The sequence below is a fragment of the Vibrio sp. L3-7 genome (assembly GCF_963898195.1).
Lineage (GTDB): Bacteria > Pseudomonadota > Gammaproteobacteria > Enterobacterales > Vibrionaceae > Vibrio > Vibrio echinoideorum.
In genome coordinates, this window is sequence record NZ_CAWQUW010000073.1 from 1 (window position 1) to 23,370 (window position 23,370).

At 42.8% G+C, this 23,370-nt stretch carries 23 protein-coding genes; 10 read left to right on the top strand and 13 right to left on the bottom strand.

The features are described 5' to 3' along the window. Nucleotides 1-190 precede the first annotated feature (190 nt). From hemH to htpG, 3 genes are all read right to left on the bottom strand, one after another. A complete protein-coding gene (gene hemH, locus AACW75_RS24295) occupies nucleotides 191-1,153 on the bottom strand; it encodes a ferrochelatase (RefSeq protein WP_145572348.1) in 963 nt (320 codons plus the stop codon). 270 nt (nucleotides 1,154-1,423) lie between these two features. Next, on the bottom strand, nucleotides 1,424-2,068 hold the full coding sequence (adk, locus tag AACW75_RS24300) for an adenylate kinase (RefSeq protein ID WP_017073162.1): 645 nt from the start codon (nucleotides 2,066-2,068) through the stop codon (nucleotides 1,424-1,426). Between the two features lie 387 nt (nucleotides 2,069-2,455). Beyond that, on the bottom strand, nucleotides 2,456-4,360 hold the full coding sequence (gene htpG, locus AACW75_RS24305) for a molecular chaperone HtpG (RefSeq protein WP_145572346.1): 1,905 nt from the start codon (nucleotides 4,358-4,360) through the stop codon (nucleotides 2,456-2,458). Nucleotides 4,361-4,629: 269 nt separating this feature from the next. Here htpG and AACW75_RS24310 point away from each other — a divergent pair, with 269 nt between their 5' ends. The 3 genes from AACW75_RS24310 (at nucleotide 4,630) to AACW75_RS24320 (ending at nucleotide 6,542) form a co-directional block, all read left to right on the top strand. Beyond that, nucleotides 4,630-5,550: a winged helix-turn-helix domain-containing protein gene (locus AACW75_RS24310; RefSeq protein WP_145572345.1), complete on the top strand. Its 921-nt coding sequence runs from the start codon at nucleotides 4,630-4,632 to the stop codon at nucleotides 5,548-5,550. Nucleotide 5,551: 1 nt separating this feature from the next. Beyond that, nucleotides 5,552-6,067 carry a regulatory protein ToxS gene (locus tag AACW75_RS24315; RefSeq protein ID WP_145565568.1) on the top strand — a complete coding sequence of 172 codons (516 nt, stop codon included), beginning with the start codon at nucleotides 5,552-5,554 and terminating at the stop codon, nucleotides 6,065-6,067. 163 nt (nucleotides 6,068-6,230) lie between these two features. Next, complete coding sequence (locus tag AACW75_RS24320; RefSeq protein ID WP_145572344.1) at nucleotides 6,231-6,542, top strand: SelT/SelW/SelH family protein; 312 nt, start codon at nucleotides 6,231-6,233, stop codon at nucleotides 6,540-6,542. A 43-nt stretch (nucleotides 6,543-6,585) separates the two neighbouring features. Here AACW75_RS24320 and yfcE read toward each other — a convergent pair whose 3' ends face one another. From yfcE to AACW75_RS24345, 5 genes are read right to left on the bottom strand one after another with little or no spacing between them, the layout of a single operon-like run. Continuing rightward, on the bottom strand, nucleotides 6,586-7,131 hold the full coding sequence (gene yfcE / locus AACW75_RS24325) for a phosphodiesterase (RefSeq protein WP_145572343.1): 546 nt from the start codon (nucleotides 7,129-7,131) through the stop codon (nucleotides 6,586-6,588). A gap of 47 nt (nucleotides 7,132-7,178) precedes the next feature. Continuing rightward, nucleotides 7,179-7,586, bottom strand: a complete 408-nt coding sequence (locus AACW75_RS24330) for a CBS domain-containing protein (protein ID WP_145572342.1) — start codon at nucleotides 7,584-7,586, stop codon at nucleotides 7,179-7,181. Then, nucleotides 7,583-7,933, bottom strand: a complete 351-nt coding sequence (locus tag AACW75_RS24335) for a P-II family nitrogen regulator (protein WP_017073169.1) — start codon at nucleotides 7,931-7,933, stop codon at nucleotides 7,583-7,585. Before AACW75_RS24335 ends, AACW75_RS24330 begins: the two co-directional genes overlap by 4 nt. Continuing rightward, entirely contained in the window at nucleotides 7,923-8,717 is a 795-nt protein-coding gene (locus tag AACW75_RS24340; RefSeq protein WP_145572341.1) for a DUF1538 domain-containing protein, read from the bottom strand. The genes AACW75_RS24335 and AACW75_RS24340 overlap by 11 nt, the downstream gene beginning before the upstream one ends. Beyond that, entirely contained in the window at nucleotides 8,714-9,448 is a 735-nt protein-coding gene (locus tag AACW75_RS24345) for a DUF1538 domain-containing protein (RefSeq protein WP_102552192.1), read from the bottom strand. The genes AACW75_RS24340 and AACW75_RS24345 overlap by 4 nt, the downstream gene beginning before the upstream one ends. A 297-nt stretch (nucleotides 9,449-9,745) precedes the next feature. Between AACW75_RS24345 and AACW75_RS24350 the strand changes: the two genes are divergently transcribed. The 5 genes from AACW75_RS24350 to AACW75_RS24370 all read left to right on the top strand — a co-directional run bounded on the left by AACW75_RS24350 (nucleotide 9,746) and on the right by AACW75_RS24370 (nucleotide 14,358). Then, nucleotides 9,746-10,660 (top strand): TIGR01777 family oxidoreductase, encoded by a 915-nt coding sequence (locus AACW75_RS24350; protein WP_145572340.1) that lies wholly within the window; start codon nucleotides 9,746-9,748, stop codon nucleotides 10,658-10,660. A gap of 43 nt (nucleotides 10,661-10,703) precedes the next feature. After that, the gene (locus AACW75_RS24355; protein WP_237297568.1) at nucleotides 10,704-11,531 is read left to right on the top strand and encodes an SDR family oxidoreductase; all 828 of its coding nucleotides are present in this window, start codon (nucleotides 10,704-10,706) and stop codon (nucleotides 11,529-11,531) included. A 393-nt stretch (nucleotides 11,532-11,924) separates the two neighbouring features. Then, nucleotides 11,925-12,779 (top strand): thioredoxin family protein, encoded by an 855-nt coding sequence (locus AACW75_RS24360; protein ID WP_145565563.1) that lies wholly within the window; start codon nucleotides 11,925-11,927, stop codon nucleotides 12,777-12,779. A 196-nt stretch (nucleotides 12,780-12,975) separates the two neighbouring features. Next, nucleotides 12,976-13,905, top strand: coding sequence for an SPFH domain-containing protein (locus AACW75_RS24365; RefSeq protein ID WP_145572338.1), 930 nt, complete (start codon nucleotides 12,976-12,978; stop codon nucleotides 13,903-13,905). Between the two features lie 3 nt (nucleotides 13,906-13,908). Next, nucleotides 13,909-14,358: an NfeD family protein gene (locus AACW75_RS24370; protein ID WP_145572337.1), complete on the top strand. Its 450-nt coding sequence runs from the start codon at nucleotides 13,909-13,911 to the stop codon at nucleotides 14,356-14,358. Nucleotides 14,359-14,922: 564 nt separating this feature from the next. Here AACW75_RS24370 and cueR read toward each other — a convergent pair. From cueR to zipA, 5 genes are all read right to left on the bottom strand, one after another. Next, nucleotides 14,923-15,315, bottom strand: a complete 393-nt coding sequence (gene cueR, locus AACW75_RS24375; protein WP_017073177.1) for a Cu(I)-responsive transcriptional regulator — start codon at nucleotides 15,313-15,315, stop codon at nucleotides 14,923-14,925. A 123-nt stretch (nucleotides 15,316-15,438) separates the two neighbouring features. Continuing rightward, complete coding sequence (locus tag AACW75_RS24380) at nucleotides 15,439-16,245, bottom strand: DUF2057 family protein (RefSeq protein WP_145572336.1); 807 nt, start codon at nucleotides 16,243-16,245, stop codon at nucleotides 15,439-15,441. A gap of 98 nt (nucleotides 16,246-16,343) precedes the next feature. Next, a complete protein-coding gene (locus AACW75_RS24385; RefSeq protein ID WP_135459286.1) occupies nucleotides 16,344-17,480 on the bottom strand; it encodes a porin in 1,137 nt (378 codons plus the stop codon). A gap of 525 nt (nucleotides 17,481-18,005) precedes the next feature. Continuing rightward, nucleotides 18,006-20,018 carry an NAD-dependent DNA ligase LigA gene (ligA, locus tag AACW75_RS24390; protein WP_145572335.1) on the bottom strand — a complete coding sequence of 671 codons (2,013 nt, stop codon included), beginning with the start codon at nucleotides 20,016-20,018 and terminating at the stop codon, nucleotides 18,006-18,008. A 92-nt stretch (nucleotides 20,019-20,110) separates the two neighbouring features. Next, on the bottom strand, nucleotides 20,111-21,154 hold the full coding sequence (gene zipA / locus AACW75_RS24395) for a cell division protein ZipA (RefSeq protein ID WP_145572334.1): 1,044 nt from the start codon (nucleotides 21,152-21,154) through the stop codon (nucleotides 20,111-20,113). A 229-nt stretch (nucleotides 21,155-21,383) separates the two neighbouring features. Between zipA and cysZ the strand changes: the two genes are divergently transcribed. After that, nucleotides 21,384-22,142, top strand: a complete 759-nt coding sequence (gene cysZ / locus AACW75_RS24400) for a sulfate transporter CysZ (RefSeq protein ID WP_017073182.1) — start codon at nucleotides 21,384-21,386, stop codon at nucleotides 22,140-22,142. A gap of 223 nt (nucleotides 22,143-22,365) precedes the next feature. Beyond that, entirely contained in the window at nucleotides 22,366-23,334 is a 969-nt protein-coding gene (gene cysK, locus AACW75_RS24405; protein WP_017073183.1) for a cysteine synthase A, read from the top strand. The last annotated feature ends 36 nt before the right edge of the window (nucleotides 23,335-23,370 follow it).

Sequence of the window (23,370 nt, forward strand, 5' to 3'; positions counted from 1 at the left end):
TTCTACAGCGGCGACGACCTGTAATTTAAAGCCTAGTGTGTAATCACGCTGAGTGCGCTTAACGTAGGTATTATTTGAAGTAGTCATAATTCGTCCTCAATGTGTAAACACATTTCAGGACGGGACATCAAGATCAAAAAGGGCTGCTCAATGAGCAGCCCTTTTGCTATCTATTCAATCGACATATCAGTTAGCGATGAAGCGCCACTAGTTCAGCCATCATGTCGATGTGTGAGTCTCTGTCGTTGAGACACATAATGTAGCTAAAGTCAGAACCACCAGCCTCAATGAACGTCTCTTTACACTGGTCTGAAATCTCTTCTAACGTTTCTAAACAATCCACTGAGAATGCGGGCGCCATAATATCGATCTTCTTGATGCCTTTGCTTGGAAGCGTTTCAAGCGTTTCGTCGGTATAAGGCTTCAACCACTCCTCGCGGCCAAATCGAGATTGGTATGTCATGGTGATGTCTTCCGAGGATAACCCTAACTCCGCAGCAAGCAATTTGGTCGTCGCTTCACAATGTTGAGGGTAGGTATCGCCTTCATCGGCTAACCTTTTAGGAATGCCGTGGAATGAACACACCAAGTGATCGCCTCTGCCATTTTCTTCCCAATGGCTACGAACACTTTCAGCCAATGCTTTCGCATAGCTAGGGTGAGAGTAATAATCTCGAATAAAGCGATAGCTCGGGATAACAGGCATTTGCTTGAAGGCTTTAGTTAAACCATCAGAAACAGCTGCTGTCGTTGTGCCTGAGTACTGGGGGTATAAAGGCAATACGATGATATCTTCAACACCCTGCTCCATCAATTGCTCAATACCTGTTTTAAGGCTTGGGCTACCATAGGTCATTCCCAAAGCAACAGGCAACTGTAATTTTTTCTGTAGCTTTTGCGCTTGTCTTTGCGAGTACACAAGCAGCGGTGATCCATCGTCCATCCAAACAGATTGGTATAGTTTAGCCACTTTCGGTGCTCGAATCGGTAAGATCACCCCATGTAAAATAGGGCACCAAAGCCAACGAGTTAGATTAACGACTCGCTTGTCGTGTAAGAATTCACTCAAAAATCGACGAACGCCAGCCGGGGTCGCCGAATCTGGAGTCCCTAAGTTCACCAGTAAAACGCCCTGCTTTTTATTATTTTCCATAGATACCTGAGACCAATGTGTGATTTTCTGGAAAGTAATATACTAATCTGAGTAAGTTGAAGATCATTACGCCTACCAAATGTTTGAATAATCATTCTGCACATTAGGTACCTCAAACTCTAAACTGCTACCCATCATCAAAGCTTAACAACCTTGAATTTTGCGCAATCAAACTTATTTAGATTGGTATCGTACTAAAAATTGAAACAAAAAAAGCGACCTATAAGGTCGCTTCTAATATATCAAATTCTAAAACTGGCTGTTAGCCAATTATGCTAATGCTTTCTCAAGTTCTGCACTAACTTCAGCAACTTGCTTAGTACCATCAAATTGAAGGTACTTAGTGTTGCCTGCTTCCGCTTCTTTACCGTAGTAAGAGATAAGCGGAGCTGTTTGATCGTGGTATACGCCTAGACGTGCACGAACTGTTTCTTCTTTGTCGTCATCACGTACAACTAGCTCTTCGCCAGTGATGTCATCTTTACCTTCTTCTTTAGGCGGGTTGTACACACTGTGGTATGTACGGCCAGAAGGAAGGTGAGCACGACGACCAGCCATACGCTCAACAATCACATCGTCAGCTACGTCGAATTCAACAACGTAATCAACAGCAATGCCCATTTCTTTTAGGCCATCCGCTTGTGGGATTGTGCGTGGGAAACCGTCTAGTAGGAAACCTTTCTCACAGTCATCTTGAGCGATACGCTCTTTGATTAGACCAAGGATAATTTCATCAGAAACTAGCTGACCAGCGTCGATTACTGATTTTGCTTGCTTACCAAGCTCAGTACCCGCTTTGATAGCAGCACGTAGCATGTCACCAGTTGAAATTTGAGGGATACCAAATTTGTTCATGATGAAGTTAGCTTGAGTACCTTTACCCGCGCCAGGAGCACCTAGAAGAATGATGCGCATGTTTAATCCTCTTATAAAAATTATGATTTATACCGAAGCTCACTATCCCGCCTTTCTGGTTTAATTTAGGTCAAACAAGAGAGGTTAGGTAACAACTGAGGCTAAGCACAACTGTAAACAGAAGCAAAACGGTAAGTTTCGGTATAACGTTTAAAAATCATACAACTGGAGACGATAGGTTTATAGTACCAGCTGATTAGGTCGAGCATTCTATCACATTAATATTCAATTTGGCTGAAATTAAGACTAAAGAATGTATCGACAGCGTTTGCGTTCGTCTTGTTAGCGACTTTAGCTACATTTCGATGAATTTAAGCGACGTTCATAAAAAAGCCCGCATTAGCGAGCTTTTGTTGATAATTATAGGCTTAGCCCAAAGTCGAAAGACTAACGTTTTGTTAGTAGCTCGTTGATTGCACCTAAGAATTGTGACGGATCTTCCATTGAGCCTTTTTCAGCCAGCATAGCTTGGCCAAGTAGTAACTCAACCCAACGACCGAACGCTTGTTCGTCCGCTTCATCAGCCATCTGCTTAACTAGCGCATGTTCAGGGTTAATCTCAAAGATGTACTTCACCTCAGGAGCAGCTTGACCCGCAGCTTCAAGAAGTTTAGCCATTTGAGTGCCCATCTCGAAATCATCGGTAACAACAACAGCAGGTGTAGTTGCTAACTTGAATGTCGTGCGAACCTCTTTAACACGATCACCTAGGTAAGATTGAGTGCGCTCAACAACAGATTTGAACTCTTCTTCTGCCTCTTTTTGCTTCTCTTTCTCTTCTTCGCCTTCGAACTTGCTTAGGTCTAAGCCCGCTTTGGTGATCGATTGGAATTGTTTACCATCGAAATCCGTTAGGTAGTTCATTACGTACTCATCAATACGATCGTACATTAGAACCACTTCGATACCTTTTGCTTTGAACTGCTCCAAATGCGGGCTGTTCTTAGCGGCAGCGTAGTTATCTGCTGTTAGGTAATAAATCTTGTCTTGACCTTCCTTCATACGTTCAACGTAAGACACGAGGCTGATAGCTTGGTCAGCAGAGTCAACTTCCGTTGATGAGAAGCGAAGTAAACCAGCGATTTTTTCTTTGTTCGCCATGTCTTCCGCTGGGCCTTCTTTCAATACAAGGCCAAACTCTTTCCAAAACTCTAGGTACTTGTCGTTGTCATTCTTCGCCATGCGCTCAAGCATAGTCAGAACACGCTTGGTACATGCACCACGAAGAGACTGAGTCACCTTGTTGTCTTGAAGAATTTCACGAGATACGTTGAGTGGTAGATCGTTTGAGTCAATCAAACCACGAACGAAACGCATGTAAGATGGCATGAACTGTTCAGCATCATCCATGATGAAGACGCGCTGCACGTACAATTTTAGGCCGCTTTTATGGTCACGGTTCATCATGTCCCAAGGTGCTTTAGCTGGGATATAAAGCAGACTTGTGTAGTCGTTCTTACCTTCAACTTTGTTATGGCTCCACGTTAGTGGATCAGCAAAGTCGTGAGATACATGCTTATAAAATTCTTGATACTCTTCTTTCTCGATATCAGATTTGTTGCGAGTCCAAAGCGCTTGGGCTTTATTGATCTGTTCCCAATGCTTCTCTTCGGTGTCTTTACCTTCGTCATCTTTAACAGCAGTGAAGATAGAAACAGGGATACCGATGTGATCAGAGTATTTACCAATCACTTCACGTAGACGCCATTCATTTAAGAACTCTTTGCCGTCTTCACGCATATGAAGAATGATGTCAGTACCACGAGACTCTTTTGTAACGTCTTCAATGGTGTAATCGCCTTCACCTGCAGAGTGCCATTGCACGGCTTCATTACTCGCTAGGCCAGCAGCACGAGTGCGCACGGTTACAGCATCGGCAACGATGAAAGCAGAATAAAAGCCAACACCAAATTGACCAATCAATTGAGAGTCTTTGCTTTGGTCATCAGACAGTTTTGAGAAAAAGTCTGCGGTACCTGATTTTGCAATTGTACCTAAATGCTCAATAACGTTATCGCGGCTCATGCCGATACCGTTGTCTGAAATCGTTAAAGTATTGGCTTCTGCGTTAAACGACAGTTTAACACCTAGATCAGCATCACCTTGGTAAAGGTCGCCATTTGATAACGCTTGAAAACGAAGCTTATCAGCTGCGTCAGATGCGTTAGAGATCAGCTCACGTAGGAAAATTTCTTTATTTGAATAGAGAGAGTGAATCATTAAGTGAAGTAGTTGTTTTACTTCAGATTGAAAGCCACGAGTCTCTTTATTTTGCGTTGCTGTTTCGCTCATTTTTACTCCAAAACATCTATACTTTATGTTGAATAACGACAGGGCGGAATACTGAATGCCACTCTTATGTTCATTAACATGAGGATGACAAATGTAAATTCAAGGTCAAAAATCATAAAAACACTGTTTTTTTTATCTGTTTTTATTATCCTTGAGCCTGATAAATATAAAAGAACATAAAAGAAGCCATAATTTGGTGAAGAATCAGCTGAACTTCACCTCTGATTTGTCTATTTCGCACCCAAAATCATCCAAAATAGAAGAATTCAATGAGCAATATCGGCACAAAGTTTATTCTCGCACAGCGGTTCGTCTTCGATCCAAATAGCAATTCACTTGTTGATCAACTGAGCGACGGCGAAGTCGTGCGCCTTGGCAGCAATGAAAGCCGCATTCTCCTAATGCTGTCAGAAAGGCCCAATGAAGTTATCACTCGTAATGAATTGCACGAATATGTTTGGCGAGACCAAGGCTTTGAAGTCGATGACTCAAGCTTGACGCAAGCAGTATCAACACTAAGAAAGATGCTGAAAGACTCGACCAAATCTCCAGAATTCGTTAAGACTGTTCCAAAGCGTGGTTACCAGTTTATTGCCACTGTAGAGCGCTCTGCACCACTTTCTTCAAATGATCAATCGGTGACGGCTGAAATTGCAGAAATTGACGTAGAACCTATTTTAACGTTTGCCACTGCTACAACTACAACTACAACCAGTGAAGACACTATTTCTGAAACTGTCGACCTTGCAGCAATCACAAAAGTTCAAGAGACTAGAGTTGAAGTAGAACCAACGACGACTTCTGTTTCAGCTCCAGTCAACAATACTAAATGGTTAACATTTGGGTTGTTGCTTACCGCTATCATCATGCCAATCCTTGTTTTGACGTTTACTAATCCAGCTGAATCAGAGTTTCGTACTTTAGCAGAAGTTGATGGCGTGAAAGTGCAATCACCAATCAATCACCCTGATCTCACCAGTTGGCTGCCAGCGATAGAGAAATGTGTATTGCGTTATAACACCAATCACACAGGCATGTTAAAGCCAACTGAAGTGATTGCAACGGGTGGACAAACCAACAACCTTGCCCTCAACTACATTCACCCTCAAGAATATTCGAGCGAGAATGTAACCCTAAGAATTTATGCAAACCAGTCGGATGTAAACGACATTTGTAAAGGCGATGAGTAACATGAAATTAAAAGTATCCATTATTTTACTGGTTCTCTCTGCTTTCTTAAGTGGTTGGTTGTATTGGGGTAGCGATGCAAAAGTAGAGCGCTTGCTCACTCAGCATGAATGGCAATCGAAAATGGTGACTCTGATTAGCGATAGCAAGCAAGCTGATTCAATCGGCCCACTTCGTAAAGTTGAATTGTCGTCAAATGCAAAATACCTACCAAACGGCACCTATCTAAGAATGTCGGTAGTTAGGTTATACAGCACCCAAACTGCGCCAGCGAATGTGATCAACATTTCTGAAACAGGCCAATGGGATATCAACGATAACTACTTACTCGTTTCTCCGACTGAGTTTAAAGATGTGACTTCGGCTCAACGCCAAGACTTCTCTGAAGAGCAATTAGACCTTATCACTCAGGTTATCAAGATGGATGCAGAACAGAGTCGTCGAATTGATATTGTGAATCCGAAAGCACTGCTGCTCACAAGCTTGAATCACGGTTCTACAGTGTTGTTTTCAAACTAAGACTGAATAGCTATTTACCGTATATCAATCGCGGTACAGCCTTAAACGAAATACCAATAGAAAAAGGAGCATGATGCTCCTTTTTTATTACCCGTAACATCGGTGTTGTTATTGAAACCGTGATATTGGGACTAGGAATTTACTCGCGCTTAAAGGATTACCCATGAGCAAAGAATCAGAGCAAACCGCTTCATCATTCACTAAAGCGTCTATATCCATACACTATTGCCGTCAATGCAATTGGATGCTTCGTTCTAGCTGGTTATGCCAAGAGTTACTGCATACTTTCAGTGAAGAAATAGAGCAAGTAAGTTTGCACCCTGATACGGGTGGGCGATTTGAAATCTTGTGTAATGGTGTGCAAATTTGGGAAAGAAAAGCCGATGGAGGCTTTCCTGAGGCGAAAGTTCTGAAGCAAAGAGTTCGAAACATCATTGCTCCAGATAGAGATCTTGGCCACGTAGACTCAAAGTAAGCCTTATCGGAAGGCTTTGATCTATTTATTTAAGACGACCAGTTTATAGCTTGCCACTCACAAGCAACTCACCTTCCAAGCTAATCACTTTGAATGTGTTATTTTCATAGAGGCCATAGCTAGCGGCATGGCCATTTCTTGGAAATGTAACTGAGCTTGGATTGAAAATAAACACACCATCTTGGTATTCGGCAACAGGGATATGAGTATGCCCATGCGCAATAACATCACCCGCTTTTAATGCAGGTCGCTTAGTCGTGTTATAAAGGTGACCATGAGTTAAGAAAATACGCGCACCTGACTCTAACAGTACCCACGAATAATCCATCATCATCGGGAAAGACAGCAGCATCTGATCCACTTCGCTATCGCAATTACCACGAACCGCGATGATCTCTTGAGAGAGCTCATTTAGCTTCTCTGCGACCGCTGGCGGATTATATCCTTCAGGAATCGGGTTTCTCGGACCGTGATTCAGAATATCACCCAGTAGAACTAAATATTGCGCACCGGACGCTTGATAGAGTTCTAATACCTTTTCTGTTGCTGGCAGCGATCCGTGTAGATCGGAAGCAAAAAATAATTTCACACGTACTTCTCCATAAAACTTATGCCTCTATTGTACGTATCGAAAGGCTACACGTCATCTCTCGCCATGCCGTTGATTACGATATTATTGTAACTAACCATACCGACGATTTGATTATTACTGACCACCGGAGCACGACTGATACCAAACCGCTCAAACAGTCGAGCGCAATACTTAACGTTCATATCTGCCGACACACTTAAGGCTGGTTTTGTCATGATTTCATAAACATTGGTTCGCTTTGGAGAACGGTTCTTAGCAAGCACTTTCTTAGCAATGTCATTCATCAATACAATACCGTACTCATCATCCTCATGACGTTTATCTACGATAATGGCTTTTACCTTGTGTTGTCTTGCCATCTCAATCGCTTCTAACACGGTGGTCAACCCATCGATAATGACATAGGTATTGGCCATTACATCACTCACTCGGATTCTTTCACTGCTACTCATAGCTCATCCTCCACAATTTTAGTCAACGTCTCTACTTGGTGGGCAACCCCTACGGCATCTTCTACATCTATCTGTACCGCAATACCTTGCCCCGATTCTTGGTCAAACTCCCCCACCTCACTGATCCTTTCGAGAATATGTCTCGCTAAATGCTCTTCGACAACAAACAACAACACGTCTTTTTGAACCTCTAGCGTCAAGCCAAAGAAAGTGCGTTTCTGGTTTAAGCCCTGTCCTCTGGCATTATTAATCACCGTCGCTCCGGTTGCGCCAGCATCACGCGCGGCGTCAAGCACGATGTCTGTCTTGCTCTCTTCGACAAACGCTAAGATAAGTTTAAAGCGCATCTTTACTCTCCTTAGAGGTGTGTAAACGATTTAACCAATGTGTTATTTGGGCATAGCCCATTACAGAGATGATTGGAAATAAGCTGGCAAACGCAATCAAGCCAAAACCATCGATCACGGGATTACGTCCAGGTACGGTTGAAGCAAGCCCTAACCCAAGAGCCGTCACCAAGGGCACCGTCACCGTTGATGTGGTTACGCCACCCGAATCGTAAGCTAACGGAATAATTAGTTTGGGCGCGTAGAAGGTTTGAATCACGACAATGACATAACCAAAAATGATGTAGTAGTGGATAGGGTCACCTGCAACGATGCGATAACTCCCAAGGGAGATACCAATCGCGACACCGAGTGCGACAGCAATTCTTAAACCGTTGATCCTAATGCTGCCACCAGAAACTTGGTTCGCCTTAATTGCGACAGCAATCAAAGAAGGTTCGGCTATCGTAGTACTAAAACCAATAAAGAATGCAAACAGGTAGACCCAGTAATAGTCAAACCACACCAATTCATGTCCTGAGCTGATCTTAAATTCCGACAAAAAACTTGGCTCGGTCAATTGCATCGCCATCGTCTCCCCTAAAGGAAACAATGCCAATTCAAGCCCCATCAAAAAAAGAGAGAGACCTAAGATCACGTAGAAAAAGCCAAGTAGTACTTTGCCTAAATTAGTGACAGGTTTACGTAACACCGCCAACTGAAAACCAAAGATAATGACACCAATAGGAATAACATCAGTCACGGTACCAAGAAAAGTATCTATAAATTGCTGGAAGCTGATCATGTCACCACCATTCCATAAACCATCACAAACATCATCGGCAATAGTGAGGCAAACGCGATCAAGCCAAATCCATCAATCATAGGATTACGTCCCTTAATCGCAGAAGCCAAACCAACCCCTAAAGCAGTAACGAGAGGAACGGTGATGGTTGAAGTCGTCACGCCTCCAGAGTCATATGCGATACCGATGATATTTTCAGGAGCAAATGCTGTCAGCACCACAACACCAATATAACCACCGATAATCATGTATTGAATTGGCCAGCCTTTCAGGATTCGTAACACGCCAAGTAAAATCGCGATACCAACGGAAAGCGCCACCGTAAGCCTGAGACCATCAGCGTATTGTTCCATCTCATCTAAAGAGTTGGGGATAACGCCGCCTTCTGCCGCCACTTCAGCGGCCTCGGCAGCAACCGCAGTTAATGCGGGTTCTGCGATGGTGGTACCAAAGCCCAAACAAAAAGCAAAGGTCAGTAACCAGAACACACTCCCCTTGCGAGCAAATGCTTGAGCCATCGATTCTCCAATCGGGAAAAGTCCCATTTCGAGTCCGAAGATGAAAAAAGTGAGGCCTAAAACCACCAGCATCAGGCCAAACAAAATAGAAAATAGATGAGGAAGCGGCTCTTGGAGAACCGCGAGTTGGAAGAAAGCAATCACCGCGACAATCGGTAATAAGTCTCTCAGGCTACCTAACATAGCTCGAAACAAAGCAAGCACTGCTGTCATCGTGACTCCTTTTGTTTACGATTACGCTCGGTTATCAATTACTAATAATCATGGCAAATCCTTATCGTTGCTTATGTGATAAATATTACGCAGTTGGTAACCTATCCGAGTAAAGTTCATAAGTGTGATAAAGGTATACATTCCGCTATCAACGATTAAATTCATATGTCTATTTATTAAGGGCATAATTTGGCTATCACACGATTGAAATCAACTGATCGTTATAGTGAATTTTTCGTATTGGTTGGCTATTAAAAACAAGCCATGTCTATAATTATGTTTAATAGGGAGATTGGTATGAAGATATTGTTAACTGGTGGTACTGGATTTATTGGCTCTGAATTGATCAAGAGTTGGAACACTGACGACGTGACATTACTGACGCGGAGCCCAGAAAAAGCAAAGCAAAGCCTGAACCATCTCAACCAAAACAATCTTCACTACATACAGTCTCTTGATGATATCGACGACCTCAATAATTTCGACGCAGTGGTCAACCTCGCGGGAGAACCCATTGCCGACAAACGTTGGAGTGCAGAACAAAAAGAGAGAATTTGTCATAGCCGCTGGAATATCACAGAAAAAATCGTCGAGCTAATCCACACCAGTACAAATCCACCACAGACTTTTATCAGTGGCTCAGCCGTCGGTTACTATGGTGATCAACAACAAAGACCGTTTGATGAATCATTACAAGTAGAGGATGAAAGCTTTCCTCACAAAGTCTGTGCTCATTGGGAAGACATCGCTAAACGAGCTCAATCAGATAACACTCGCGTTATATTGCTCCGGACAGGTATTGTTCTTGGCGAAAATGGTGGAGCGCTAAAGAAGATGCTGATGCCATACAAACTTGGTGTGGGTGGACCACTAGGCTCAGGAAAGCAATACATGCCATGGATTCATATGCTTGATATGGTTCGAGCCATCAACCACTTATTGTCGATCCCTCACGCTCAAGGGGAATTTAATCTATGCGCCCCTCATCCCGTCACCAACAAACAATTTAGTAGTACATTAGCCAAACAGTTACGACGTCCACATATTCTCTTCACACCCAAATGGGCGATGTCGCTGCTCATGGGCGAATCTTCTTGTCTACTGTTCGATAGCATTCGTTCTAAGCCAAAGAAATTGACTGAGATGGGTTTTATATTCAGTTACTCAAGAATCGAACCTGCTCTGAAAAACTTGTTACAACATCAAGACTAATTCTTTACTCTAGAGAGATAGAGACTCTAATAAAGGATTAAGTGTGAACAAGTCGATTCTTATCACTGGCTGCTCAACGGGTATAGGCTATACATGTGCTCATGCACTGCAAAAACGTGGTTTTAATGTCATTGCATCCTGTCGCCACCCACGAGATGTAAAACGCCTTCAAGACGAAGGACTCACTTGTATCCAGTTAGACCTTTCCAATCAAGAAAGCATCGAGCAAGGGGCGAAGCGAGCGATAGAGCTCGCGCCTAACGGGTTGTATGGTTTATTCAATAATGGGGCTTATGGTCAAGCTGGCGCGCTAGAGGATTTGCCAACCCAAGGGCTCAGAGAGCAATTTGAAACCAATTTCTTTGGTTGGCATCACTTAGTTTGCCAAATCCTTCCGCACATGCGTGAACGCGGTGAAGGGCGCATTGTACAAAACAGCTCAGTATTAGGTTTTGCCGCCATGAAATATCGTGGCGCATATAATGCATCGAAGTTCGCTCTCGAAGGGTGGACAGACACATTACGCTTAGAGCTTCACGGCAGTGGTATACACATATCATTATTACAGCCGGGGCCAATTGAGACTCAATTCAGAACCAATGCCCTCAAAGCATTCAATAAATGGATATCCATTTCAGGCAGTGCTCATCAAGAAGCTTACCAACAACAAAAAGACCGTCTCGAAAAAGAATCATCGAACAACGCTTTTGTTTTGCCACCTGAAAGCTGTATTGAGCCGGTTTTCCATGCTCTCACTGCTGATAAACCTAGGTTGAGATACCGTGTGACTACCCCGACCAAGGTATTTGCTGTATTGAAAAGAATTCTACCGAGTCGTTTGCTAGACCCTATTTTACGAAAAGCTGCATAAATTACTAACTTTGCATGAACAGTCGCAAACTTTAATGTAACGATGTAATTTATTCGTAACAATAAGGTGTCATGATTTAGCCTATCTCATCAGTTATTCCCAATTGATGAATATACTTTGGAAATTTCATGACTTTAAATCGCCTTAATTGGGTAGGTGTAAGTCTGGCTATTACGTTGTTTATTCTGTTTTGAATACCTCTCGCAACGCCTCACTGACCACTGAAATGATAACGCTATGCCTTCTATGTTGAGATAAACATCCTAACAACATCGAAGCATGGCGTTTTTATTTGTCTCTTTTTATCTGAGATAACCCAGTTAGATCTTGAAGTTACCGACTTATCCCCCCATATTTGCAACGTATCCATAAAACAAACCTCAAGGAACGTAAATGCAATCTCCGCATATTGTTGAACTTAATGAGCAGAACTTTCGTCAAGTATTAGAAGGTTCGATGCAGACACCTGTACTCATCCATTTTTGGGCACCAATGAGCCAAGAGAGCGCCCAAGTCATTCCTGAACTACAAACACTAACTCAGCAATACAATGGCGCTTTCACCCTAGCCCTGTTGAATTGCGAGCAAGAGCAAGCCATTGCTAGCCAATTTGGGGTTCAAGCACTGCCGACTATTGCACTGTTTGTTAACGGTCAGCCTGTCGATGGGCTTGGTGGCCCTCAGAGCTTAGAAGCGATTGTTGAAATGCTAAGCAAGCACCTTCCTAGCCAAGATGAACTTGCATTACGTCAAGCTCTGGAGCAAATGCAAGCAGGTGAGCACACACAAGCACTGGCAGCAATGCAACAACTTCCAGCTGCGCTAACAAGCAAAGGCGAAGTAAAACTGGCGATCGCAGAGTGTTTGTTAGAAACGCAACAGTTTGATCTTGCTGAAACTCAGCTAGCCACCATTCCTCTAGAGTACCAAGACAACTACTACAAAGGCTTAGTCGCGAAACTGGAGCTTCACAAGCAAGCAGCAGACAGCCCTGAAATACAGGCATTAGAAACCGCTCTGCAGCAAGACCCAAATGACGCTAAGACTGCCTCTGAGTTAGCATTGCAATATCACCAAGTGAACCGCAACGAAGAAGCGATGGAGCTATTGTGGTCTTTCCTAGCAAAAGATCTAAATGCTTGCGATGGCGATATGAAAAAAGAGTTCATGGACATCTTAAGTGCGCTTGGGCAAGGAAACCCAGTTGCCAGTAAGTACCGTCGACAACTGTACTCTCTGCTTTACTAACAAAAGCCTAAAATCGTTAGATTAAATATCGAAAACTGACAAATCAATCAATTAGCTTATCGAATGAATAATATAAAATGGGCCATAAAATCAATATTTTATGGCCCATTTCTCGTTTATAAATTTGCTCAGGATTTAAATATGAGCCAGTATCAATAGTGAACTATCAAAAACTTAAACTTGCAAAGGATTTTGTATGGCTATTGATACATTGATTACTATTGGCGTCTTTACTGTCGTCGCACTACTGTTCATTTTCGCTGGTGTCAAAACCGTTCCACAGGGCAACAACTGGACTGTCGAACGCTTTGGTCGCTATACGCAGACCCTCAAACCAGGCTTGAACCTGATTATTCCATTTATTGATAAAGTCGGACAGCGAATCAGCATGATGGAGCGTGTACTCGACGTCCCTGCTCAAGAAGTCATCTCTAAAGATAATGCTAATGTCATGATTGACGCAGTCTGCTTCGTACAAGTTATCGATGCTCCGAAAGCGGCTTATGAAGTAAATGACCTTGAGCATGCGATCCGTAATTTAACCCTAACTAACATCCGTACCGTACTTGGCTCTATGGAACTGGATGAGATGCTTAGCCAACGAGACATGATCAATACTAAGCTGCTAAATATCGTGGATGAAGCAACAAACCCTTGGGGTGTAAAAGTTACTCGTATCGAGATCAAAGACGTGCAACCGCCAGCCGATCTGACCGCTGCAATGAATGCCCAGATGAAAGCTGAGCGAAACAAACGTGCCGACATTTTATCGGCTGAAGGGGTAAGACAAGCTGAGATCCTAAAAGCGGAAGGTCATAAGCAATCAGAAATCTTAAAAGCGGAAGGTCAAAAGCAAGCAGCAATTCTGCAAGCAGAAGCTCGTGAGCGTGCAGCAGAAGCAGAAGCTAAAGCGACAGAAATGGTATCGACAGCCATCGCTCAAGGTGACATGCAGGCGGTAAATTACTTTATAGCACAAGGTTATACCGACGCATTGAAGTCTATTGGCCAAGCTGAAAACGGCAAGATCATCATGCTACCACTCGAAGCGACTGGCCTAATGGGCTCTATCGCAGGTATCGCAGAGATGTTTGCACATAAGAATGATAAGGGTAGTAAGGACTAACTTATGTTCGAGTTACTAGAGCAAGTAAACCATTGGCATTGGTTAGCATTTGGTCTAGCGCTGCTAGCCCTAGAGCTGGTTGGCACCGCTGGTTACTTTTTGTGGATAGGCATATCTGCCATGTTGGTCGGAGCGCTATTAGGCGCGCTACCAATCGGCTGGCAGATGCAATGGTTGTCCTTTGCGAGTTTCTCGCTTATCACCACTTGGTTGTGGTGGAGAAGACAGTTATCTAACGACAAGCAATCAGATGCTAACAGAGACCTGAATCAAAGAGAAAAGCAGCTAGTTGGGCAAACGGTTCGTTTAACAGAAGATATTCAACGTGGGAATTGCCGTATTAAAGTTGGCGACTCATCTTGGTCAGCAAGAGCGAGTCAAGATATCCAATCTGGTACCGAAATTAAGATCGTTGCTTTAGACGGAATAGTTCTAATAATAGAGCCTTTATAATTAAAGTGCATATAAAGCCTACATTAACGATAAATGTGGGCTTTGGCAGCTTCAAACGACAAATAACATTCGAATTATCATTGCGATAGATCGAACTGAATAAAAAATAAGTTCTTATTTCGTAAAACTAATTTATCTAATAAGACTAAAAAGATATAAGAAACCCTAGTTTATACACCAATATATATATGAATTAGAAGCCACTAGCTCGCTTAATTATAATTAATAAAAATGTTAAGCTCGTCAAATTTTTGAAATTTTCCTCTCCTTGTCCATACTTTCATTTATCTCAATCAGAGATAAACCTAACGGAGTTCGTATGAGACATATTTTAATAATTTTAACAGCTATGTTCAGCCTGTCGTTTGGAAGCGCTATTGCAGGGACTCAGTCTCCGGGCAATGGAAATATGGGGCCTATTGTTAAGTGTTCAGATGGTAACTCGGTCACTCATGTGCCACTGCTGATCTGTAAACATTACGGCGGAAAAGTGCTGTGATAAGTGAGTAAAGTCAGGCTAATAATATAATTTGCGGCCTGACGATTATTTATAACTGAAACAGCCTAACTACGGCCAGATAGATTATTTAGAATCGGACATTCGGTAGAAGTGTCGCCTGGGCAATCATGCACCCAAGACTGTAACTGAGCCTTCATTTTATTTAACTCAGCAAGTTTCAATTCAATTTCATCTAACTTCTGAGTGGCCTTCTTCTTTACTTCGTAGCTTTGTCTGTTCGGATTCATTGCCAACTCGACAAGCGACTTACACTCATCGAGAGTGAATCCAACCATTTTAGCTCTCAGTACGAACTCTAATTGGTCGATATGAATCTCGCCGTATTGCCTGTAACCATTTTCTGATCGGTGTGGTGGGCTCATCATGCCTTTACTTTCGTAAAAACGAATGGATTTAGCTGTTGTACCAACACGTTTCGCTACTTCACCAATATTCACTCTATTACCTTCAATTCAAATTGTTACCTAAAACAAAGAGCGCGACCTAAAATGAAAAACCGCAGTACTGCTGTTATACAATACTGCGGTTGAAAAACATAGCTAGAGACTTACGTTAGAGGGTTACTCTTGCTCTAACAGCCAAATCATAGTTTGAGATTTTTCTTCACTGTCTAGCTTATTGAACCAATATGAAACCATCTCGATTTCTTTTGAGCCTTCAATTGATGCTGGAGAAGCGTTCTTACGATTTTTGAATGCCCAATCTGTCACTGCGGACTGCTCTTCTTTTGTCGCTTGTCCATACCAGTAGTTAACCATCTCTTGAGCTTGTGAAGCTTTGGGTTCTTCAGCAGCAACAACCGCTGCTACAGGTACCGCGACTGGAGCAACCGCGATCGCAGTATGATTATTCGCACCATTGTAGATCGTGTCGATATACGCTTTCGGCACAATGAAAGTTGTACTCATTACTGAGTTTTGTCCATCAAGCGTAAACTCTAAGTTCTTTTCTCTTGCCTGCTGAATATCAGCTTCGCTTAATGGAAATTTAATATATTGAGTCTTTGTGCAGTGTTCGCTGCAGCTTTCTCTTGGAACTTGTCTGTCTTCTAGCTCAAGTGTCTTACCGAAAAAGCTCACTGTTTCGTATTCTTTATAGCTCTGGAAGTAGCTAACATCCATGATAATTGAAGATTCTGGAGCTGAATTCTGTGTTACTTCTTTGTTGTACGTAAAGTAAAGTGACGATTTCAGGATGTCCGCCCCTACATTCGCTTTACTTTCGGCAACGTAAGATTGTCCAGTTACCTGAATATAACCACCTTTGGGCTGCACATCTGCAACTGAATCTGCAAAATTACTTTGTGAATCGAGTGAACTACAAGCTCCCAAAAATAATGATAATACAACTACACTAACTTTATTCATTATGACTAATTCCTTATGTTCACTATGGAAAAACGCTGGCAAAATAATTTACCAGCGTTTTGATTCTATTTAACTATTTTTAAGCTGATAATTTTAGCTTAGAAACCGTACTCAAGACCAACGCGAGTTACGATATCTGTATCAGCGTCACCAACAGTACGACCCGCTACACGTAGGTAAGGTACGAAACCGTTGTGAACAGCCATTAGCTGACCAGAGATAGTGTTGCTATCTGAGTTAGCTTCTTTCTTACCGTTAAGTTCAGATTCTAAGTTCGCTGCGTAACCCAGTTTAAAGCCGATTGGACCGTTCCAGTATTGACCAATAATTGAGTAAGAATCTTGTGTTTGCTTACGGATGCCGTTATCTAGCTCTTCGCCTTTAAACGCAGCTGCAAAACCGAAGCCTGCTGGTAGGCTCGCTTCGAAGCCAACGATATAAGCAAATGTATCATCATCGTATCCAGCAACTACGTCAGATTGATATTGATCACCAGCTTTAACAACCGTACCGTCAGCAAGTTTAACTTCTTTTTGAGCGATCAGGTATTCACCACCAGTTTGAGCAACTACACGAGTACCAGACTCTACCGCACCCATGAATGTAATTTTTTCGAAGCTGTACTTAGCACTTGCGCCAACAAAGTTAGCATCACGAGTCGCAGCACCGCCACCGTTGTCGTTATCATCACGACCAACAGAAGCTGCAAAAGAGAAACCACCAAATTTAGCTGAATCGTAACGTACTTGGTTAGATTGACGATCGTAGTGACCGTTGATGCCGCCCCAATCGAATACAGAACCTAGACCCGGGTTAGAGAATGGCCAATCGACGATTTCGTATAGTGGTGTAAGAACACGACCCACACGTAGATTACCCCAAGAACCAGAAGCACCAACGAACGTATCACGGAAACCAAGCACACCGCCTGAAACACCACCATGAGACCAGTCTGTGCTATCTACGTAACCAGATTCAATCTGCATTGTGATTAATACGTCATCAAACATATCTTTATGTGCACGGAAGCCGATACGAGATTCGTTCTCTACAACAAAGCCGTCACTATTGTTGCCATTATCAGTAGTGTTGTAGTTAACCATTGAGATAGCTGCAACACCGTATACGTCAACGTTGAAGTCAGAGTTAATACCAACTTCTTTCGCCATTACGCCTGTCGATAAAAGTGCAACCGTTGCACCTAGTAGAGTACGTTTGAAAATTTTGTTTTCCATGGAATAAAACTCCTAAAAATGGATATAGCTGTTTGAATATTCCCCGCCTAAAGTTGGCCGCCGTAGAGAGAAATACCTTTTCTTGTTTGAGAACCCTAAATTCTGAATTCTCTATTTCCTTTCTGGTTATGCACATCGTGTGCATCCATGGCATTAAGACTAACTTCGCCCTCAAAAAGATCAATGAGAACTTAATTTTCATCTAAAAAAATATGAGTTGGTGCAAATTTAGTAGGTACTTAGTGATCCAGATCTACAAATTGAAAAACTCGCACAGAAAAACAATAAAAATCATTAAAAACAACAAGTTAAAACAACAAGCCCTTCATAAAAATAGAAGTGACTCGCATTTCTGACACAACTAGAACGGCATTTCATTAATGTTGAGCGCCATCACTGTCCTGATTTGATAGTTCGTATAGGTACAAAATTCTCAACAATTAAAAAGCTCATAAATTTATGACAAACACAAAAAAGGCACTCCTTTAAAAGGAGTGCCTTTGAGCTTTTTTTACCTGAATTTACTTATGAAATAAGAGTAATTAGATCTTCTTCAGTTCTTATTTCGATACCTAAATCTTGTGCTTTGGTTAATTTAGAACCCGCAGCTTCACCGGCAAATAATATGTCGGTTTTCTTAGAAACACTGCCTGTCACTTTTGCACCTAAAGCTTGTAACGCAGCTTTAGCTTCACTTCGACCAAGTTGAGATAGAGAGCCTGTTAATACAACCACTTTCCCCTCTAACGGTAGCTCTTGATCATCTGCAGCTTCTTCGATTGCAGGCCAGTTCACACCTAGATCTAACAACTGTTCGATTACGGCTCTGTTTTTCTCTTGTGAGAAGAAACTTGTGATATGGCTTGCAACAATGTCACCAATATCTGACACATTAACCAATTGCTCATGAGTTGCTGCTTGAACTAAATCGAGAGTCTTGAAGTGTTGCGCTAAGTTCATCGCAGTCGCTTCGCCCACTTCACGAATACCCAATGAATAAAGGAAACGAGCCAATGTTGTGTCTTTGGCTTTGTTGAGAGCACTCACTACGTTCTGTGCTGACTTAGGCCCCATACGATCAAGCACCGTAATCACACCAGCGCTCAACTTAAACAAGTCAGCGGGCGTTTCGACCATTTCACGGTCTACGAGCTGCTCTATCACTTTGACGCCAAGGCCATCAACATCCAGCGCCTTTCTCGACACAAAGTGCTTAAGCGCTTCTTTACGCTGTGCCTGACAGACTAAACCACCAGTACAACGCGCTACAGCCTCTCCTTCAACGCGCTCTACTGCAGAGTTACAAACTGGGCAAGTATCAGGGAATACAATGTCTCTCGCGGTATCAGGACGACGATCTTGAACAACAGCGACAATTTGAGGAATCACGTCGCCAGCACGACGAATAATAACGCTATCCCCAACCTTTACACCTAAACGAGCAATCTCATCGGCATTGTGGAGCGTTGCATTACTCACCGTTACACCACCGACAAAGATAGGTTCCAGTTTAGCAACCGGTGTAATCGCGCCTGTGCGACCAACCTGAAACTCAACATCATTCAGCAGAGTAATCTCTTCTTGAGCTGGGAACTTATAAGCAATAGCCCAACGCGGTGCTCTTGCGACAAAACCAAGCACTTCTTGTGCGGCGATATCATCAACCTTAATTACTACGCCATCGATTTCGTAAGCCAAAGCATCGCGGCGAGTCATAATATCTTGATAATACGCTTTCACATCCTCAAGCGAGGTTAGTTGCTTAGTCTCTGGGCACATTGGTAGACCCCAGCCTTTAAGCTGTATAAAGCGCTGGTAGTGGCTATTTGAAAGCTTAGCTCCTTGTACCACACCAACACTGTACGCATAAAACGCCAATGGACGCTTCGCTGTGATACGAGAATCAAGCTGACGTAAACTGCCTGCGGCGGCATTACGCGGGTTAACAAATACTTTATCGCCTTTCTTCAATGCCATTTCATTCAGTTTGTCGAAACCGGCTTTTGGCATAAACACTTCGCCACGAACTTCAATGCGCTCTGGCCAGCCTTCACCTTGTAATTTAAGCGGAATAGAACTGATCGTACGCACATTTTCGGTAATATTTTCACCCGTCGCGCCATCACCACGAGTAGCAGCTTGAACTAAGGTGCCATGAACGTAGAGCAAGCTCACCGCTAAGCCATCAAGTTTAGGCTCACAACAGAAGGTCTTAAGGTTGGCCGTTGGTGCTCTATCAGACATACGCTTATTAAATGCATCCAAATCTTCATCAGAAAATGCGTTGTCCAAAGAAAGCATCGGGATCTCGTGAGCCACTTGAGTGAAGCCGTCTAACGGTTTCCCGCCAACACGTTGGCTTGGTGAGTCCACAGTCACTAGCTCCGGGTTCTCTTCTTCGATCTTTAACAACTGTTGCATTAATCGATCGTACTCGACATCAGGGATCTCAGGGCTATCTTCTACGTAATAACGAACGGCATGATAGTGCAGAGTTTCTCTTAACTGCTCTAAGGTAACTTGAATCGATTCTTTCATATCATTCTCTGTCGTGATTGAAATATCAAAAAGGGCTCCCTTAGGAGCCCTTTTCTATAAATATAGATTATTTACAAGGCTAAACAATGCGCTTAAGCATTCGCTGCCGTCATAAAGTCTCTGATTTGCTTGCGGCAGTCAGATAAACGGTTTGGTGTCATTAAGTTACGTGACTCATCCAAAACGTTTCCACCCAGGTCATCAGCAATTTTTTGCGCTGCACTCAGCATTACGTTGAAGTTTTGATCAGCTTGGCCGTAACATGGCAGCGTCATAAAGAACGAAATGCCTTTCGTTGTAAAGTCCGCAGGATCGTCATGTTCTAGCGTACCCGGCTGCATCATGTTCGCGACACTGAAAATAACTTTTGGCTCATCACTAGATTGTGCAAAGCAGTGGTAAATAGACATTTCACCATAAGTTAGACCATTGTTTTCCATGCTACGGAAAAGTTCAGTCCCCACAAATGGGATCTCTCCGGCGCAGTGAACATTAAGAACAATCACTTCAAGGCCAAGCTCTTCATCTTGCTTAGCTTCTTCAGTAAGCACTGCGCTTTGTGGAGCAACAGTTTCTTTCGAAACGAGCGGCTCATTTGGAATTAAGCGTTCGCTTTGAATTAATAGTTCTTCAATCGTTTCTTCTGACTTGTTATCAAACGAACCGTATTGCTCTTGAAAACCAGCGTGACTTTCTTTTTGCTCTTCAGTCAACTCAAAGCTTGGTACTTCAGGTTCAACCGCTTCTTCAAGCACTTCAGGCTCACTTTCAGCCTTAACTGGGTCTTCCACACTGAAAGAAGGTAGATCATTCAGTTCAATATCATCTTCGCGAATTTCTGTCTCTTGTGGAGCGATTAGCGGATCCGAGTCAATCAGTGGATCGGTCACAGATGGTGAAACAGCAAAATCCGGCTCTTTACGTTCTTTCCGGATTATCTCAAAATCATCTTCTGGGGCGAATGAACGGTTTGGGATCGTTTCTGCTTCATCTAAGCTATCGTTATCAAGCTTACCAAGCGGCTTATCACCAAACTTTGCTTTCCCTTCTTTTTTACTCGTCCACAGACCGTGGAACAATAATGCGGCGATAGCTAATGCGCCAACAATAATGAGTACAAATCGCAATTCCTGCATTTTTCGCTCTCAGCTTTCTTAGTCAACTAGCTATAAAGACGCTGTCACTAAGTTGGGTTAATTTGGCCAATATCACTACTCTATCAAAAGTAGCCACTGTTTTAGAACAACTTAATACAATTAGTTCCTTACATGGTGTGATTTTCGCCACGCTTTTTTTCTTAATTTCGGTCTAGTACACTAGGGATGTTTGCTATTTAACCAAATTCACATGTGACCTAATTTAAATATGACTATTGAATCTGTTCCCCGCTCCGGCTTTGGCTACTTTATTTTCGGAATAAAGATCGCTTTGTCACCGAGCATTCGTAAGTTTGTACTGCTTCCTCTTATTGCTAACGTATTACTTGTTGGTGGTGCCTTGTTTTATATCTTCTCCAACCTAAACACTTGGATTGAAGGCTGGATCGGTGCATTGCCAAGCTTTCTGTCGTGGTTATCATATATTTTATGGCCACTGCTTGTGTTGACCGTCTTGGCCACGTTTTCGTATTTCTTTAGCACGCTCGCTAACTTCATTGCAGCTCCCTTCAATGGTTTGCTCGCTGAGAAAGTAGAAGAGCTGCTTAGCGGCAAGAAAGTTAATGACGATGGCTTGCTTGATGCTTTAAAGGACACTCCACGTATATTAGCGAGAGAATGGCGTAAACTTGTCTACATTCTGCCAAAAGCGATCGGTTTATTCCTGCTTTTGTTAATTCCAGCACTAGGACAAACTGTTGCGCCGTTTTTATGGTTTATCTTCACCGCATGGATGCTAGCCATTCAATACGCTGACTACCCGTTTGATAACCATAAAATCAAATTTGATGACATGAGAAACAATTTGAAACAAAAACAAGGCAAGACCTACAGCTTCGGCGCGCTTGTTTCTGTGTTCACCACAATTCCAATTTTAAATCTGATCGTCATGCCGGTTGCCGTCTGCGGCGCTACCGCTATGTGGGTTGCTGAGTTTAAAGATCAAGCTCTACGTTCTCGTCTTTAGCCTTCCACCACTTCCTCACTGCGCCTATCTTTTTGAAGTTCTGATTTCAATAAAGATAGGCGTGAATTCTGCTACATATCTATATGATATAACTTTTTAATCCTTTTACCTTTTTTTCAAGTTGTTTAATCTAAATTCAAGCTGAACAAACATCGAAAGACACTAGACGGTAAAGTGATTGATATACTACGTTTAGTTCTGTCATTAAATGAAGGAATATCGCATGAGCAAGATCTACGAAGACAACACCCTAACGATTGGTAACACACCTCTGGTCCGCCTTAACAAAGTAAGCAAAGGTAATGTACTTGCTAAGATTGAAGCTCGTAACCCAAGCTTCAGTGTTAAATGCCGTATCGGTTCAAACATGATCTGGGAAGCAGAAAAAGCAGGCACTCTTAAACCAGGTATTGAGCTTGTTGAGCCTACCAGTGGTAATACCGGTGTTGCTCTTGCATTCGTAGCAGCCGCTCGCGGTTACAAACTTACGCTAACGATGCCTGAGTCAATGAGCCTAGAGCGTCGTAAACTACTTAAAGCATTAGGTGCAAACCTAATCCTGACTGAAGCACCAAAAGGCATGAACGGCGCAATTGCTAAGGCAGAAGAAATTGTCGCTTCAGATCCAGAAAAGTACTTGCTACTTCAGCAATTCAACAACCCAGCGAACCCACAAATTCACGAGAAGACAACTGGCCCTGAAATTTGGGAAGCAACAGACGGTGAGATCGATGTATTTGTAGCGGGCGTAGGTACAGGCGGTACGCTTACTGGTACAAGTCGTTACATTAAAGGTGAGAAAGGCAAAGCGATCACTTCTGTAGCGGTTGAACCGGCAGAATCTCCAGTGATTGCACAAGCGCTTGCTGGCGAAGAAATCAAACCAGCTCCGCACAAAATCCAAGGTATTGGTGCAGGTTTTATCCCCGGCAACCTAGATTTAGACCTAATTGACCGTGTAGAGCCAGTAACTTCTGAAGAAGCGATTGAGATGGCTCAACGTCTAATGAAAGAGGAAGGTATCCTCGCAGGAATCTCATCTGGCGCAGCAGTAGTTGCGGCAAACAGAATTGCGGAACTACCTGAATTTGCAGGAAAAACCATCGTAACTGTGTTACCAAGCTCAGGTGAACGTTACCTAAGTACTGCCCTATTTGCCGACGTCTTTACGGAAAAAGAGAACCAACAATAATATGTAGTCAAATCAATTTTTCGTCCAAAAAAGCCC